The following is a 13950-nucleotide window of genomic DNA, read 5'->3' as shown; positions in this document are numbered from 1 at the left end:
AATACAATCCCTGCATGGCTTCAGCAATACGACAGGCAACAACGGACGACGCCGGGGCGCTGGCTGAACTGGCGGCCGTCACCTTTCCGCTGGCATGCCCGCCGTCCACGTCGCCTGAGGACATTGCCGTCCACCTGGCCAACACCCTCAGCGAAGTCCACTTCCGGAAATACCTCGGCGACCCTGACGTCACCGTGCTGGTCGTTGACGCGGACGGTGGCCTCCGGGGCTACAGCCTCCTGGTCAACAGGCCCGCAGCGGACCCAGACGTGTCCTCGGTGCTGACGCGGACGCCATCCGTGGAGCTGAGCAAATGCTACGTCCATCCCGGGCACCACGGGGTGGGCGCGGCGGCCGAACTAATGCAAGCCAGCTTGCAGGCGGCAGCCGCCGCGGGCGGTGCCGGCATCTGGCTCGGGGTGAACAGCCAGAATGCGCGCGCCATCCGGTTCTACAAAAAGTCGGGGTTCCGTAAGGTGGGCACCAAGTCCTTCCAGCTGGGAAGCACGGTGGAGCATGACTTCGTGCTGGAGCGGGCCCTTCCATGACCACCGTGCGTGTGATGCGGCCTATCTTGCGGCCTGCTTCAGGTCACTTCGGCCGGAGCCTGCCGCCCCTTCCTGAGGCGGGTAGGCCAGCGGTGGCCGCGGCTCTGTCACGAGCTTGAGGCCGGGCGGAAGGCCCTCGATGTCGCCGTGCTTCCCGTGCGCCTTAATCGTGATCCGCGAAGTGTCCAGCAGCACGTTCTCGGCCTGGAAGTCGCCCATGTCCTCGGGCAGGATCGGGGCCAGATGCACTACACCGCGGGTGTGGACAGGGTCGAAACGCAGCAGCGCACGGATCAGCTGAATGGGCGCAGCTGCCGCCCATGCCTGCGGTGAACAGGCCGTTGGGTACGGCACGGGTCCGGGGAACTCGCCGCGGTCGAAGCCACAGAACAGTTCAGGCAGTCTGCCGTCAAAATGTTCGGCAGCTTCGAAGATGCCGGAGGCTACCCGCCCGGCCTCCTCCACGAACCCGTATCTCATCAAACCAGTGGCCACCAGCGCTGTGTCGTGCGGCCATACCGACCCGTTGTGGTAGCTCACGGGGTTGTACGCCCCCATGTCCGAGGCAAGCGTGCGGATTCCCCAGCCGGTGAACATCTGGGGCGACATCAGGTGCTCCACCACGGAGGCTGCTTTGTCCTCATCCACGATGCCCAGCCAGAGGCAATGGCCGATATTCGACGTCAGCCCGTCCACCGGCCGTTTGTCCTTGTCCAGTGCCACCGCGAAGTAGCCCTTTTCCGGCAGCCAGAACTTTTCGTTGAAGGCGGCCTTCAGGTCCGCTGCCCGCTGGGCCCAGTGCTGTTCCAGGGCAACGTCACCGCTCCAGCGGGCCAGCAACGACCGGCCTACGTAGGCGGAATAGACGTACGCCTGGACCTCGCAAAGGGCTATGGGGGCTTCGGCCATGGTTCCGTCCGCGAAATTGATGCCGTCCCAGGAGTCCTTCCACCCCTGGTTGATGAGCCCATGGTCGTTGGGGCGGAGGTACTCCACGAATCCGTCGCCGTCGCGGTCGCCGTAATGGTCGATCCACTCCAGTGCGCGGTCAACGTGCGGCAGCAATGATTCGATGATGTCCTCCGACAGCCCCCACCTGCTCAGCTCGCCCAGGAGTGCAGCAAAAAGGGGCGTGGCATCAGCTGTTCCGTAATAGGCCGTTCCGCCGAGGGACAGGCCCGCTGTGACACCGAGCCGCACTTCGTGGGGAATACGCCCGGGCTCTTCCTCGGAGTCCGGATCCACTTTCCTGCCCTGGAGGCCGGCCAACGTCTGCAGCGTCCCCGCGGCCAGGTTGGGATCAACCATCAGGCTCATGTAGGAGGCCAAAATGGAGTCCCTGCCGAACAACGCCATGAACCAGGGCGCACCTGCGGCCACGGCAGCCCGCTCCGGATGGTGGGGATCAAAAATGCGCAGTGACCCCAGATCACTCTGGCTGCGGTTCAGCAGTGCCTGCAGGCTGGCATCCCCCACGGTAATCACCGGGACGTTCTGCTCCCAATGCCGATGCCGGCGCACACCCTCCCGGTGGCGCGGAAGCCCGTCGTCGGAGAAAGCTCCGGCGGGCGCCTGCCCGTTGATCAGCGGCACCACAATGACGCTCGTTGCCCACTTGCCGCGCGGCGGAATTGTTGTGTGGAAACGCAGCCCCTCACTGCTGACGGTCGCGCCACGCGCGTGCACGGCAGATCCGCGCTTATGGCCGTTGTGGGACGTTTCGATCACGAGCTGTCCGTCACGGACGGTGCGGACAGGTTCGGGATGCTGGGACGTCCGCCCTACCTTGACGTCAAACAGGTCAGCCTGGTCCGCTTCCACTAAAAGCTCGATATCGCAGTCCACAGACTCCGAGGAGTAGTTTTCCAGGGTGATGTCATCCTGGAGGCCGGCGCCAATATGCCGGGTGTGCCGCACCACGAGAGGGCTGTCGAAACGGCCGTCCGGCCATTTCGCCCTTCCGACAAAAGTCGCTTCAAAGGGTTTTGGGCGCTGGGCCACCAGCGGTTCCCGCAGGGATCCGTTGATGCGCAGTACCCAGTCGGAAATGATGCGTGTGTCCTGGAAAAAGGCCCCGTTAGTGCCTGAGTCGGAACTGATGTCTCCCGTCCCGGACGAGATGCAAAATGAGGATCCTTCCACCACCGTTACCGATCCTGATTCGGATGCTGCAGCCTCGGTATCGGCGTTCCATGCAGTCATGGAAAGGGCTCCTTCCTAAAGGATTCGGGATGCTCCGCGGATCGGAGGACCGCCCGCCCCTTAAAGATTCTGGTGCAAAGCCACCGCATCCGGAACCCCTGCCGGCATTCTGCCGTCAAGCAGTTCCGTGAACAGCCGAAGGTGGTCATTCACCATGCGATCCTCGCTGAACCGCTCCGCCACAACCTGCCGGCACACCTTCCGATCCAGGCCGGCAGCCTGCTGGATAAAGCCGGCCAATTGTGAAGTTGATCCCAAATAGCCTGTGCGTCCGTGGTCGACAATTTCGGGTGCTGAACCTATCGACGTGCCGATTACCGGGGTTCCGGTGGCCAGCGACTCGATCATCACCAGCCCGAAAGGCTCCGGCCACTGGATCGGGTTGAGGAAGGCCGCCGCTTCCCCCATCAGTTCGTACTTCACAGCATCATCCACCTCGCCGACGAAGTCTTCGTTCGGTCCCAAAATGGGTTCGATGACCTCACGGAAGTAGCGGACCTCTTCCCGCTCGCGCATCTTAACGGCAATCCTCAGCGGAATTCCGGCCTCGCGGGCGATCATGACGGCTTCCAGCAGCCCCTTGTCCGGGCAAGCCCTGCCAACGAAACACAGATACCCTCCCCTTCCGGACCCCACCGGGACGGATGAGAGGTCCATGCCGTGGTGGATCACGCGGGTGACAGGAACTTCGGGAGCACGCGAACACTGATCCCGGGAAATGGCAATGATTGCTGCTTTGTGCGCAATGGCACCGTAAACGTCCCTGGCTTCGGCGTTGAGCAAGCCATGGATCGTGGTCACCAGGGGGACATGTTCCGGCCGCTGCAGATAAAGCGGGCCGGCCATCGTGTGGTCATGAATGATGTCCACCTCATCCAGTCCGGCGTACGCCCGGACGACATGGCTCAGCTCGGAAAGAGTCAGGTTCAACTCCTCCGGTATTGAGGGCCTCATCCCTGCCACCCTCGGCACCGGACATCCACTGTCCGACGGTGCCGCCAGTAAAACCTCATGTCCGGCAGCAGTGAAGCCCCTGGCGAGGCTGTCCACCACTCTTTCTGTTCCGCCGTACGTCATTGGCGGGACCGTGATCCAAGGTCCTGCAACCAGTCCTATCCTCATCCCTGACCTCCATGGAATGACAGGCCGGGCTCCCCAGTAGGCCGGGCACCTCTCCCGCGGATCATGCAGCTCCGCGAATGCTTTTCGGAGTACAAGAAGGCGTCTGCTTAGCCGACAGTCTGACTATCGCCCACGAACCACCCGCAGACAAGACCCCTTGTGCTGGATCTCACAGCCCCTCCATGGAATGGCAGGTGACACCCCGCTGTTGGGCAGGACATGAAGATCGAAATCTGGTCCGACGTCGCGTGCCCGTGGTGCTTCATCGGCAAGCGCCGTTTTGAGGCAGCCCTGGCAGCTTTCCCACACCGCGATTCAGTGGAGGTGACCTGGCGCAGCTACCAGCTGGACCCCACCCTGCCCGAACACTATGAGGGGACCGAACTGGAGTACCTGAGCAGCCGCAAGGGACTCCCCATGCAGCAGGTTGCACAGATGTTCGATCACGTGGCGCAGCAGGCAAGGGTTGAAGGGCTCGAGTACCGTTTCGACGCAGTGGTGGTTGCCAACAGCTTTACGGCGCACCGGCTGATTCACCTGGCCGCAGCGCACGGCAAGCAGGACGAAGCCAAGGAACGCCTGCTGAGCGACCACTTCGAACGCGGCAAGGATATCGGCAGCCGCGAATACCTGACATCGCTGGGCGAGGAGCTGGGAATAGACCGCGGCGAGGTGGAGGAGCTGTTCACCTCGGACAAGTACTCGGGCAGCGTCCGGTCCGATGTCGAGGAGGCGCGGTCCCTGGGCATCAGCGGCGTCCCGTTCTTCGTCATTGACCGTAAGTACGGGCTTTCGGGCGCTCAGCCCGCCGAAACCTTCACCGCGGCACTCAACCAGGCATGGCAGGAATCCAACCCGCTGGTGCTCGTGAACTCCACCGACGGTGACGCCTGCGGCCCCGACGGGTGCCAGGTTTAGCTGTCTGGGTCATGCCGGTAGGGCTGTTTACTGACACATAGCGGTAAAGTGTCTGTATGCCCAGGATTTCAGCGGCCAGCAACGCCGAACAACGTTCGGACACCCAGCGCCGCATCCTCACAGCCTTTGGCGAGCTCCTGTTCTCCCACGGCCTGCCCGGGCTGACCATGACGGACGTGGCGCGTCACGCGGGTGTGGGCCGGACCGCCGTCTACAACTACTACGCGGACATCGAAGAGCTGCTGATTTCCTACGCACTGGAGGAAACAGAGAGGTTTCTGTCCGAGCTGCGCGAGGAGCTCAGCCGCCTGGGCAACCCGGTGGACCGGCTGGCGCTGTACGTGCGCGCCCAGGTGGTTGACCTCAGCCGCCGCCACCTGCCTCCTGGACCCGCCATGGGAGCGGTGCTGTCGCCGTCGTCCTTTGCCAAACTTGCCGACCATGTGGGCGAGCTGAGCGTCCTGCTGCAGGGCATCCTGCGGGACGGGATGGAACAGGGCTACCTGCCTGCTGCGGACGTCCACCAGCAGGCACAGCTGATCCTGGGCACGCTCTCCTCCAGCGCCGCCAGGGGCAGCGACGAACCCAACGAGCTGGAGGCGCGCGTGGCCAGGACGGTGCGCTTCATCCAGTTGGGCGCCGGCGCTCGATTCGACGACGCAGGCCACCCCTTGCGGGTTACCAAGCTTCCTGCCGTGACCGGCTGAGTTGTCCTGTCAGTTGTGTCCTCGAGTTGTCCTGTCAGTTGTGTCCTCATCAGGGATGTTCAGCAACTTGGCCTGACAGCGCAACTGCCGGCCCTCATGGACTGGGCGCCGCCGTCAGGACAACCGGTGACTGCTGGTCATCTGCAATGCGCCGGCTTTCGCGGGGACAACTCAGTGTTCCGGGCGTCTGGTCAACGAGCTCCGGCGGCGTAAGCCCGCTGTAATCCTGCGCCAGGACCACATCAACGCTGCCGTCCGCCCTGCCGTCCTGAAAGTAGTCGGACCCCGCCAGGTTCCGCTGCACAGTGAAGGCTGCCGCCTGTCCGGCTGCGCCGGAAATTACCGCGGCAACGCCACGGTAACCGGCGTCGATATTGGACACAGCACCCACCACGAACTTTCTGGCCAGGAACTCGTCCGCCACGGTGCGGGCAAGTCCTGGCCGGCTGGTGGAGTTGTAAACGTTCAGGTTGACCTGATCGTTGGGCGTGTAATCGAAGGTTGAGTCCGGGCAGGCGGAGACTGTCTCTTCGGCAGGCTCGGCGGCGGGGACCTTCAGCCGGCCGTCAATTATGGCCAGGGCGGTGATGATGGCCGCCACAATCAGACCGATCAGGAGAACCAGCACCACCCCGTGCAAAGAGCGGCGGCGGATGCGGGCGGTATCGTCAGCCTCGCGGGCAGCATCGAAGGTGGCACGGAGTTCGGAACCGGTGACAACGTGGTGGCCGTGAAGGACGCTGGGGTCCTGCTGCTTCCTAGCCATCGAGCACCAGGACACGGGCGTGGATCGCGGTGCGCTGGTGCAGGGCCGTGCGGACCGCGCGGTGCAGCCCGTCCTCCAGGTACAGGGTTCCCTGGTACTGCACCACGTGCGGGAAAAGGTCGCCGAAGAAGGTGGAATCTTCAGCCAGCAGGGCCTCGAGATCGAGGGTCCGCTTGGTGGTCACGAGTTCGTCCAGCCGGACCGGACGCGGCGGGAGCGAAGCCCACTCCTTGGGCGTCGTATAACCATGGTCGGGGTAAGGGCGGCCCTCGCCCACAGCTTTAAAGATCACCTTGCCACACTAGGCATCCTGCGTGCTGAGCGAAAGTGTCCAGCCCCTGCCACTGCAGGTTGTGGCCAAACAGTGACCAAGTGTCACATTGGTTCCCCAGCAGTGCCGGCACGGGCCTGCCCCGGCACTGCTGACAGAATAGGACCATGACAGCATCCCAGGCCCCTGCCGTGTCCGCACCCGCAGCCCACCCGCCGGCAGCGCCGCCACTGGCGCTCCTGCTTGATGTGGACGGGCCGGTGGCAAGTCCTGTCACGCGCAATGTGAAGCCGGAGATCATCGATGACCTCGTGGCCCTCGCCGCAGCCGGCATTCCGGTTGTTTTCAACACCGGACGCTCGGATGCCTTTATCCGGGAACAGGTCATGGAACCCATGATCGCCGCCGGAATTCCGGCCGGCACCATCATCCATGCCGTGTGCGAGAAGGGTGCCGTGTGGTTCAGCTTCACATCAGCCGGTCCGGGCCCCATACACGTGGACCGTGAACTCGCCGTGCCGGCAGCCTACGGCGACGACGTCCGCCGCATGGTGGCCGAGGACTACGCGGCGCACATGTTCTTTGACGAGACCAAGCGTGCCATGGTGTCGGTGGAGCAGCACATCGGCGTTCCCAGCGCGGACTACCTTGCGGAGCAGAAACTCTTCGACGCCGACGCCGTGGACCTGATGGCGCGCCATGGGCTGGGTGTGGTGCGGCTGGACCACCATGCCCCCAATTTCGACGACGAGGTGGACTACCGCGTTGACCCCACCATCATCTCCACCGACATTGAGTCAGTTCGGCTTGGCAAGGACCTGGGCGCCAGCCGGGCGGTGGAACTGCTCGCTGCACAGGGCATCATCCCCGAAGCCTGGCGGACCGTGGGCGATTCGCGCACGGACTACGCCATGGCAGACTGGCTGCACCACAACGATCACGCGGTCAAGCACGTGGACGTCCGCCCCGCGGACGGGATTCCGGCGAAGCCGTACACCATCCTCACCGCAGGGGACCTGGGCCTTGGGGAATCCGTTATTCACGACGACGCCGGCGGCGCGTTCCTGCGCAGCTGGCGGGAGGCGCTGGGCGCCTAAGCCCCCTTCCGGCCGAGTGCGCTGGCAACCTGCAGTTACCCCGGCAGGGCTATCATGCACGTAGCAACGCTCACCTTTCACCAGCACGGAGACAACCATTACAGAAGCACCGGTACAGGACGAGGTCTACTTCGGTGGCCAGGCGTCCGTAGAAGAACAATTTCACGAGGAAGCTACCTCCGCTGCCGCGGAACGCCGCCTGAACCCCCGTCCCGACGTCATCAGGCACCGGGGACGTTATGCGCTTATCAACTACAACAGGACCCACTACCAGGCCATGGTGGAGGACCTGCTGTTCCTGCGGACTGTCCTCGCGGACGCAGGCCTGGCGTACCTGCTGGTCCGGGGCAACAACGACCGGCCCGTCATAGCCCTGGACTGGAAGGACCGGAAGAAGCTCCGCGCGGCCCTGGTGGAAGCCTGCCGGGATGAACCCTTCTACTCCATGACCGTGGATGCCAAGAAGAAGACCTCCATCCTGGTTGCCGACGGCGAGCTTTCCACCAACCGGCAGACGCGCATCTTCCGGCTCTACCGTCCCCGGGTGGAGCCTGGGGGCGGCTTTGAATTCGGCGCGTCCGCGGGTGTCCAGATCGAGCTTTGGTCCTTCAAGGGCGACGAGATCGTCCTTCCGATCGAAAACTCCCTCACCCGCAGGACGATGCTCCGGCAGGATGCGGTGCGTGGCACCGTCGAACGCTACGGGCACACCTGGCCCACTATCGAGAACATGTTCGCCGACCACGCCAGCGACATCAGCTTTGACATCGACCTGGTGTTCTCGTGGGTGGACGGCAGCTCCCCCGAGTACATCGCGGCCAGGCGGGCCCAGCAGAAGGACGTGGTCCTGGGTGAGGGTGATGACCACGAGGCCCGCTTCCGGCAGATCAACGAACTGAAGTACGCACTCCGGTCGGTGTACATGTTCGCGCCGTGGGTACGCCGGATCTTTATCGCAACGGATTCGCCGGCTCCGGAATGGCTGGCTGAACACCCGTCGGTGACCATCGTCCGCAGCGAGGAGTTCTTTTCCGACCCCTCCGTCCTTCCCACGCACAACTCACAGGCCGTGGAGTGCCAGCTCCACCACATCGAAGGATTGTCGGAGCATTTCCTGTACTCCAATGACGACATGTTCTTTGGCCGGCCGGTCAGCCCTGACCTGTTTTTCACCCCTGGCGGCATCACCAAGTTCATCGAGGCCGAAACCAGGATAGGCCTGGGCGAGAATGCTGCAGAACGCAGCGGCTTCGAGAACGCAGCCAGGGTCAACCGAAAACTGCTATGGAACAGGTTTGGACGGATCACCACACGCCACCTGGAGCACTGCGCCGCACCCCTGCGGCGCAGCGTGGTGTCGAAAATGGAGCGTGAGTTCCCCGAGGAGTTCCGCAAGACGGCAGCCAGCCGTTTCCGGGCAGCGGACAACATCTCCGTCACCAACTCCTTCTACCATTACTACGCCCTGCTCACGGGACGCGCCGTGACACAGACGGCCGCGAAGGTCCGCTACATTGACACCACGATGCGGGTGGGCCTGAACTACCTGCCAAAGCTCTTGTCCAAGCGGAACATGGACTTCTTCTGCCTGAATGATGGCAGCTTCCCCGAGGTAGACGCTGACGAACGGGCCAAACTGGTCACCGATTTCCTGGAAAAGTACTTCCCGATCAAGGCGCCCTGGGAAAAATAGAAGGCAAAAAAACAGGGCCGCCCTCCCGTGATTCGATACCGGGAGGGCGGCCCTGTTCGCCTGCGTTTCTGTCTGCCAGGTTTCCGGCTGGGCAGGAGCTCTAACCGCCCGCAGGCAGCCCGAGCTTCGCGCTGTTCCGCTGCTTCGCGGTCTCTGGGATCCGGATGCCCGCGGCAGCCAGCCGTCGCTGTGTCTCTTCCGGGGAGACGTACTCCCCCACCGTCCTCGAACTGCCCAGCGGAACCACCGAGTGCACGATCGTGTGCTCGTATACGTGCACCAGGTTGAAGGACTGACCGGCGTCCTGCCCGCGAGTGCCTCCCGCCGGCACGTTCAGGTCCTGGGTGTAGCAGCTCGCGGAAGCCACCGAGACGGGGATGCCGGCGAAAGTGGCCGTCGTCGAGTAGTGCAGGTGCCCGGCGAGAATGCTGCGGACATCCGAATTCCGGATGACTGCCTCGAGCGATGCCTGGTCCCGCAACTCGACCAGCACCGAAAGGTCGAGAACTGAAGGCACGGGCGGGTGGTGCAGTGCCAGGATGGTGCCGTCGGGGGCAGGCGTGTCCAGCTGCCGAGTGAGCCATTCCAGCTGGGACGCGCCCAGCTCCCCGTGATGAAAGCCCGGCACTGTGGTGTCCAGGGTGATAACCCGGAGCCCATTGATGAAATAGCTCTTGTCCACGGGATGGTCAGCGGCCGGCTCATCAAGCAGGCCCGTTCGAAAGTTGGCGCGGTTGTCGTGGTTTCCCATGGCCCAGATGATTTCTGCACCTAGTTCCCTGCATGCCGGTTCAACGATGGCCCGAAGCTTTACATAGGCTCCCGGTTCGCCCTTGTCAGCCAGGTCTCCCGTGAAGATCACTGCCTCCGGCCGCGCCCCGGATGCCTTCACCTCTTCGAAGAGTTGGATGAGGCGCGCCTCGCTGTCGACGACGCCGTAAAGGGGATCCGGCCCGCCCATCAAGTGGGGATCACTCAGGTGGAGTAGGAAGTGGCGCGGCCGGGGGTGTTCGGCCTCGATGTGCTCCATTGCTGCCTCTGTGGTCGGTGGGAAACGGCGCTTCCCTTGTACCCTTCAGTAATATTTATCCAATCAGACATTGGGCAAATTTTGGGTAAATTGCCGCAGGTGATGTGGAAAAAGATGAAAGAACTGCGCTTTTGCAGGTCTGCATTCGGCTGGAAGCCACACTCAGGCAAGGGCCTTTTCAATGGCGTCAATGACCTCCGGCGCATCCGGCTCCACGGTCGGCGCGAAGCGGGCCACCACATCCCCATCCCGACTGACCAAAAACTTCTCAAAGTTCCATCTCACCAACCCAGGCAGCAGCCCGGTCTTGAACTTGGTGAGCTCCGCGTACAGCGCATGCTGGTTCTTCCCGCGGACGTCTGCCTTGACAGTCAGCGGGAACGTCACGCCGAAGTTCCGCTCACAAAACTCCGCAATCTCACTGTCCGTGCCCGGTTCCTGACCGGCGAATTGGTTGCAGGGGACGCCCAGGATCTCAAAGCCCCGGTCCCGGAACTTCTCATAAAGCGTCTCCAGCCCCGCATACTGGGGCGTGAAACCGCAGTTGGACGCAACGTTGACCACCATTACCACCTTCCCCTTGAATCTGCCGAAGTCGGTGGCAGTACCGTCGTTCAGGGTCAGCGGGATCGGGTACAAGGGGGTCACAGGCTGCGTCCTCGGGTAGTTGTCCATGCTTGGAATTCGTCACCAAGGGACAACCGTACTGGCCCCGGCTTGGTTTTCCTTGCGAGGCCGCCCCGATAAAACCGGAGGTTACGGCGTGGCGGACAGGCTCGTCGTGGGTGCAGGTTCGGTTGGGGCTGAGGCTGTCGGGGCAACAGTCGGTGCAGGGGCAGGCTGGCTCGGCGCAGGGGCAACAGTCGGTGCAGGGGCAGGCTCACTTGGCGCAGGCTCCACCGGTGCAGGGGCAGGCTGGCTTGGCGCAGGCTCCACCGGTGCAGGGGCAGGCTGGCTTGGCGCAGGGGCAACAGTCGGTGCAGGGGCAGGCTCACTTGGCGCAGGCTCCACCGGTGCAGGGGCAGGATCACTCGGCGCAGGCTCCACCGGAGCCGGAGCAGGATCACTCGGCGCAGGCTCCACCGGAGCCGGAGCAGGATCACTCGGCGCAGGCTCCGGTGCAGGATCACTCGGGGCCGGCTGCGTCGGAGACGGGGTCGCCGTCCCCGGATCGGACGGCTGCGTCGGAGACGGGCCCGTCGTCCCCGGATCAGAGGGCTGCGTCGGAGACGGGCCCGCCGTCCCCGGATCAGAGGGCTGCGTCGGAGACGGGCCCGCCGTCCCCGGATCAGAGGGCTGCGTCGGAGACGGGCCCGCCGTCCCCGGATCAGAGGGCTGCGTCGGAGACGGGCCCGCCGTCCCTGAATCGGCGGGCCATAGCGCCGACGGCGAGGATGATGGACTGGACGTCGAGGCGGGCGACGTCGTCGGCCAATTCAACCAGCGGGGAGCCGGCGGAGGCTCGCTGCCCTGCCCCATCGGAATGGTCCAGCGTACGGGTCCGGTCGACGGCCCACCGGGTTCCGGCACGTACGTCCGCAGGTCGGCCTCTCCCACGCCGAGTGGTATGAGCGGTATCAGGCGCCACTTAAGTGGACTGGCGTGGCGCCCGTTGAGGATTGTTTCGAAGTGCAGGTGGCAACCGGTGGACCAACCGGTGGAACCCACCCGGCCGATAACTTCACCAACGTTGACGGAGTCTCCGCTGCGGACCGCAATGGACTCAAGGTGGTTATAGGTGGTGATGAGCCCGTTGCCGTGATCTATCTCCACCCGGTTGCCGCCGCCCCAGGGGTGCCAGCCCGCTGCACGGACCAATCCCGAATCGGCCGCATAGACTCGTGTACCGCATGGAGCCGCATAGTCCTGGCCAAGATGGAAGTCCCCGTCAGCTCCAGTCAACGGGCTGACCCGGAACCCGAAGGGCGACGAGGGACTCAGCAGTTTGAGGGGCGCCATAAGATAACCCGCCGGCGGCCTGCCAAGTCCTGTCAGCTGCGCGGACAACGGTGGGGAGGTTTCCTCGCCAGCCCCGCCCACCATAGGACGCGGGAAAGTGATCTCAACTTCGGCGGCCGTCAGGAGGGCCTCAGTCTGGGGGCCGGCAACAAGGCCGTCCAGGGGCAGCAGGCCAGCCTCAGCGCTGCCGGGCATGCCAGTGGCAGTGTTGGCACGGGCCGGGGCAGCGGAACGCGCCGGAACGCCCGCAGCACCCATGGCCGCGCCGGAACGAACGGCGGAGGCCGTGGCTGTCCCTGCCTCGGGTGCGCCACCAGATAGGTTCAGTGCCCATACGGAGGCGGCGAGCACCCCCGTGGCCGCCACTGCACGCGCAGCAGGCAGGCAGAACCCTTTGGGGCTTTTGGCGTCCTTCCCGGATACCGCGTGAGTGCCCATGAGATGATCTCCAGGACTGGCCAACCGCCCTCTGTCTTGACGGTACCTCCTATGGGAACACATCGGCTGGGAGCGTGTGAACCCTGCATTTGCACATTGCGGTTTTTTTGTGGGTGCCCCCCATTGTGTTTTTGGCGGGCGGCGTCATTGGACCTGCCGCCTTGTGCTTACGATTAGCCAAGACCCACCAAGTTTCCACAGGAGGGCGTCCATGAAGAGCATTCTGAGTCCCGTTAAGAGACGCCTGATCCGCACGTTCAGCAACGGCTCTGAAGGCGTTCCGCAGTGGCAGCTCGATCTTGCGGAAGGCGGCGACCCCGGCTACCATCTGCCCGGGTCTGCTGTATGGGCTGTGCACGGCTCGATGTCACCCATTGTCGCCGGAATCCGCACGCTGCTTATGCAGTCCCTGCACCCGGGCGCCCTGGCAGGCGTTCACGAACATTCGAACTTTCGCGAGGATCCGTTGGGAAGGCTTGCCAACACCATCCGGTGGATCTTCACCGTCACGTACGGCTCCACAGAAGCCGCGGGAAAAGCTTCACGGAGGGTCCGTCAACTGCATGAAACTGTGCGGGGCACCTACAGCGACAACAGCGGGGCGGAACGCGCCTACAGCGCCAACGATCCGGAACTTGCCAGCTGGATACACCTCACTTTCACTGATGCGTTCCTGACAGCACACAAGCTGTGGGGCGGCAGCATCCCGGGAGGGCCGAACGCGTATGTACGGGAATGGGCCCATGCGGGCAGGCTGATGGGGGTGGAGGACCCGCCGCTTACCGAGGAGGACATGCACAGGCAACTGGACCGCTGGTACGACAGCGGCGAACTTCGCGTGGACGCCCGAGTGGCAGAGACGGTGGAATTCATCCGGAACCCGCCGCTGAACAGGATGCTCCGGCCCGGTTACCGGGTCCTGTTCGCCGGGGCGGTGTACAGCCTCGAGCCAAGGTACCGCCGCATGCTCGGACTTTCTGTTCCACGGCTGGGCCCCGTGGCTCTGCCCGTGAGGTCCGCAACCAAGCTGGTTCTCGGCGTCGTACGCCTTGCGCTCGGAAGGAGGGGCCCCAGCGAGCTGGCCGCCAGGGAGCGGCTCCGGAGGCTGGGCGTGCCGGCTACAGACATATGATAAGCGCGGACAGCGCTTGAAATGGAGACAAAAAGGAAGAACCCGGCCGCTGCATGCAGGGGCCGGG

At 64.0% G+C, this 13950-nt stretch carries 14 protein-coding genes; 7 read left to right on the top strand and 7 right to left on the bottom strand.

The window, feature by feature from the left end; genetic code table 11:
• Positions 1-14 precede the first annotated feature (14 nt).
• On the top strand, positions 15-548 hold the full coding sequence (locus FDW84_RS06035) for a GNAT family N-acetyltransferase (protein WP_138607533.1): 534 nt from the start codon (positions 15-17) through the stop codon (positions 546-548).
• A gap of 21 nt (positions 549-569) precedes the next feature.
• Here FDW84_RS06035 and FDW84_RS06030 read toward each other — a convergent pair whose 3' ends face one another.
• Both FDW84_RS06030 and FDW84_RS06025 read right to left on the bottom strand, forming a co-directional pair.
• Positions 570-2750: an amylo-alpha-1,6-glucosidase gene (locus FDW84_RS06030; RefSeq protein WP_138607531.1), complete on the bottom strand. Its 2181-nt coding sequence runs from the start codon at positions 2748-2750 to the stop codon at positions 570-572.
• A 60-nt stretch (positions 2751-2810) separates the two neighbouring features.
• Complete coding sequence (locus FDW84_RS06025) at positions 2811-3872, bottom strand: glycosyltransferase family 4 protein (protein ID WP_138607529.1); 1062 nt, start codon at positions 3870-3872, stop codon at positions 2811-2813.
• Between the two features lie 219 nt (positions 3873-4091).
• Here FDW84_RS06025 and FDW84_RS06020 point away from each other — a divergent pair, with 219 nt between their 5' ends.
• Entirely contained in the window at positions 4092-4790 is a 699-nt protein-coding gene (locus FDW84_RS06020) for a DsbA family oxidoreductase (protein ID WP_138607527.1), read from the top strand.
• 56 nt (positions 4791-4846) lie between these two features.
• Positions 4847-5497 carry a TetR/AcrR family transcriptional regulator gene (locus FDW84_RS06015; protein WP_138607525.1) on the top strand — a complete coding sequence of 217 codons (651 nt, stop codon included), beginning with the start codon at positions 4847-4849 and terminating at the stop codon, positions 5495-5497.
• A gap of 94 nt (positions 5498-5591) precedes the next feature.
• Here the strand turns inward: FDW84_RS06015 and FDW84_RS06010 are convergent, their stop codons facing one another.
• Together FDW84_RS06010 and FDW84_RS06005 are read right to left on the bottom strand one after the other, a co-directional pair.
• On the bottom strand, positions 5592-6263 hold the full coding sequence (locus FDW84_RS06010) for a LytR C-terminal domain-containing protein (RefSeq protein WP_138607523.1): 672 nt from the start codon (positions 6261-6263) through the stop codon (positions 5592-5594).
• A complete protein-coding gene (locus FDW84_RS06005) occupies positions 6256-6555 on the bottom strand; it encodes a type II toxin-antitoxin system VapB family antitoxin (RefSeq protein ID WP_138132825.1) in 300 nt (99 codons plus the stop codon). Before FDW84_RS06005 ends, FDW84_RS06010 begins: the two co-directional genes overlap by 8 nt.
• 146 nt (positions 6556-6701) lie before the next feature.
• Between FDW84_RS06005 and FDW84_RS06000 the strand changes: the two genes are divergently transcribed.
• Entirely contained in the window at positions 6702-7631 is a 930-nt protein-coding gene (locus tag FDW84_RS06000; RefSeq protein ID WP_138607521.1) for a Cof-type HAD-IIB family hydrolase, read from the top strand.
• Positions 7632-7908: 277 nt separating this feature from the next.
• The gene (locus tag FDW84_RS05995) at positions 7909-9324 is read left to right on the top strand and encodes a stealth family protein (protein WP_171046672.1); all 1416 of its coding nucleotides are present in this window, start codon (positions 7909-7911) and stop codon (positions 9322-9324) included.
• 100 nt (positions 9325-9424) lie between these two features.
• Here FDW84_RS05995 and FDW84_RS05990 read toward each other — a convergent pair whose 3' ends face one another.
• From FDW84_RS05990 to FDW84_RS05980, 3 genes are all read right to left on the bottom strand, one after another.
• Positions 9425-10354 carry a phosphodiesterase gene (locus tag FDW84_RS05990; protein ID WP_138607517.1) on the bottom strand — a complete coding sequence of 310 codons (930 nt, stop codon included), beginning with the start codon at positions 10352-10354 and terminating at the stop codon, positions 9425-9427.
• A gap of 162 nt (positions 10355-10516) precedes the next feature.
• A complete protein-coding gene (locus tag FDW84_RS05985) occupies positions 10517-11002 on the bottom strand; it encodes a glutathione peroxidase (RefSeq protein WP_138607515.1) in 486 nt (161 codons plus the stop codon).
• 108 nt (positions 11003-11110) lie between these two features.
• The gene (locus FDW84_RS05980; protein WP_171046691.1) at positions 11111-12313 is read right to left on the bottom strand and encodes a M23 family metallopeptidase; all 1203 of its coding nucleotides are present in this window, start codon (positions 12311-12313) and stop codon (positions 11111-11113) included.
• Positions 12314-12506: 193 nt separating this feature from the next.
• Here FDW84_RS05980 and FDW84_RS19665 point away from each other — a divergent pair, with 193 nt between their 5' ends.
• Both FDW84_RS19665 and FDW84_RS05975 read left to right on the top strand, forming a co-directional pair.
• A complete protein-coding gene (locus tag FDW84_RS19665) occupies positions 12507-12743 on the top strand; it encodes a hypothetical protein (RefSeq protein WP_171046665.1) in 237 nt (78 codons plus the stop codon).
• Positions 12744-12962: 219 nt separating this feature from the next.
• Positions 12963-13883: an oxygenase MpaB family protein gene (locus FDW84_RS05975; protein WP_138607512.1), complete on the top strand. Its 921-nt coding sequence runs from the start codon at positions 12963-12965 to the stop codon at positions 13881-13883.
• The last annotated feature ends 67 nt before the right edge of the window (positions 13884-13950 follow it).

The sequence above is a fragment of the Pseudarthrobacter sp. NamE5 genome, assembly GCF_005796225.1.
Lineage (GTDB): Bacteria > Actinomycetota > Actinomycetes > Actinomycetales > Micrococcaceae > Arthrobacter.
Note: the sequence above shows the minus strand (reverse complement) of the source record. Positions and strands in the feature narration are given on the sequence as shown.

What these genes read in the sequence shown, in the direction of transcription:
- FDW84_RS06035 (WP_138607533.1), top strand. Translation starts at nt 15, where the DNA reads ATGGCTTCAGCAATACGACAGGCAACAACGGACGACGCCGGGGCGCTG.
- FDW84_RS06030 (WP_138607531.1), bottom strand. Translation starts at nt 2,750, where the DNA reads ATGACTGCATGGAACGCCGATACCGAGGCTGCAGCATCCGAATCAGGA.
- FDW84_RS06025 (WP_138607529.1), bottom strand. Translation starts at nt 3,872, where the DNA reads ATGAGGATAGGACTGGTTGCAGGACCTTGGATCACGGTCCCGCCAATG.
- FDW84_RS06020 (WP_138607527.1), top strand. Translation starts at nt 4,092, where the DNA reads ATGAAGATCGAAATCTGGTCCGACGTCGCGTGCCCGTGGTGCTTCATC.
- FDW84_RS06015 (WP_138607525.1), top strand. Translation starts at nt 4,847, where the DNA reads ATGCCCAGGATTTCAGCGGCCAGCAACGCCGAACAACGTTCGGACACC.
- FDW84_RS06010 (WP_138607523.1), bottom strand. Translation starts at nt 6,263, where the DNA reads ATGGCTAGGAAGCAGCAGGACCCCAGCGTCCTTCACGGCCACCACGTT.
- FDW84_RS06000 (WP_138607521.1), top strand. Translation starts at nt 6,702, where the DNA reads ATGACAGCATCCCAGGCCCCTGCCGTGTCCGCACCCGCAGCCCACCCG.
- FDW84_RS05995 (WP_171046672.1), top strand. Translation starts at nt 7,909, where the DNA reads ATGGTGGAGGACCTGCTGTTCCTGCGGACTGTCCTCGCGGACGCAGGC.
- FDW84_RS05990 (WP_138607517.1), bottom strand. Translation starts at nt 10,354, where the DNA reads ATGGAGCACATCGAGGCCGAACACCCCCGGCCGCGCCACTTCCTACTC.
- FDW84_RS05980 (WP_171046691.1), bottom strand. Translation starts at nt 12,313, where the DNA reads ATGGCGCCCCTCAAACTGCTGAGTCCCTCGTCGCCCTTCGGGTTCCGG.
- FDW84_RS19665 (WP_171046665.1), top strand. Translation starts at nt 12,507, where the DNA reads ATGCCAGTGGCAGTGTTGGCACGGGCCGGGGCAGCGGAACGCGCCGGA.
- FDW84_RS05975 (WP_138607512.1), top strand. Translation starts at nt 12,963, where the DNA reads ATGAAGAGCATTCTGAGTCCCGTTAAGAGACGCCTGATCCGCACGTTC.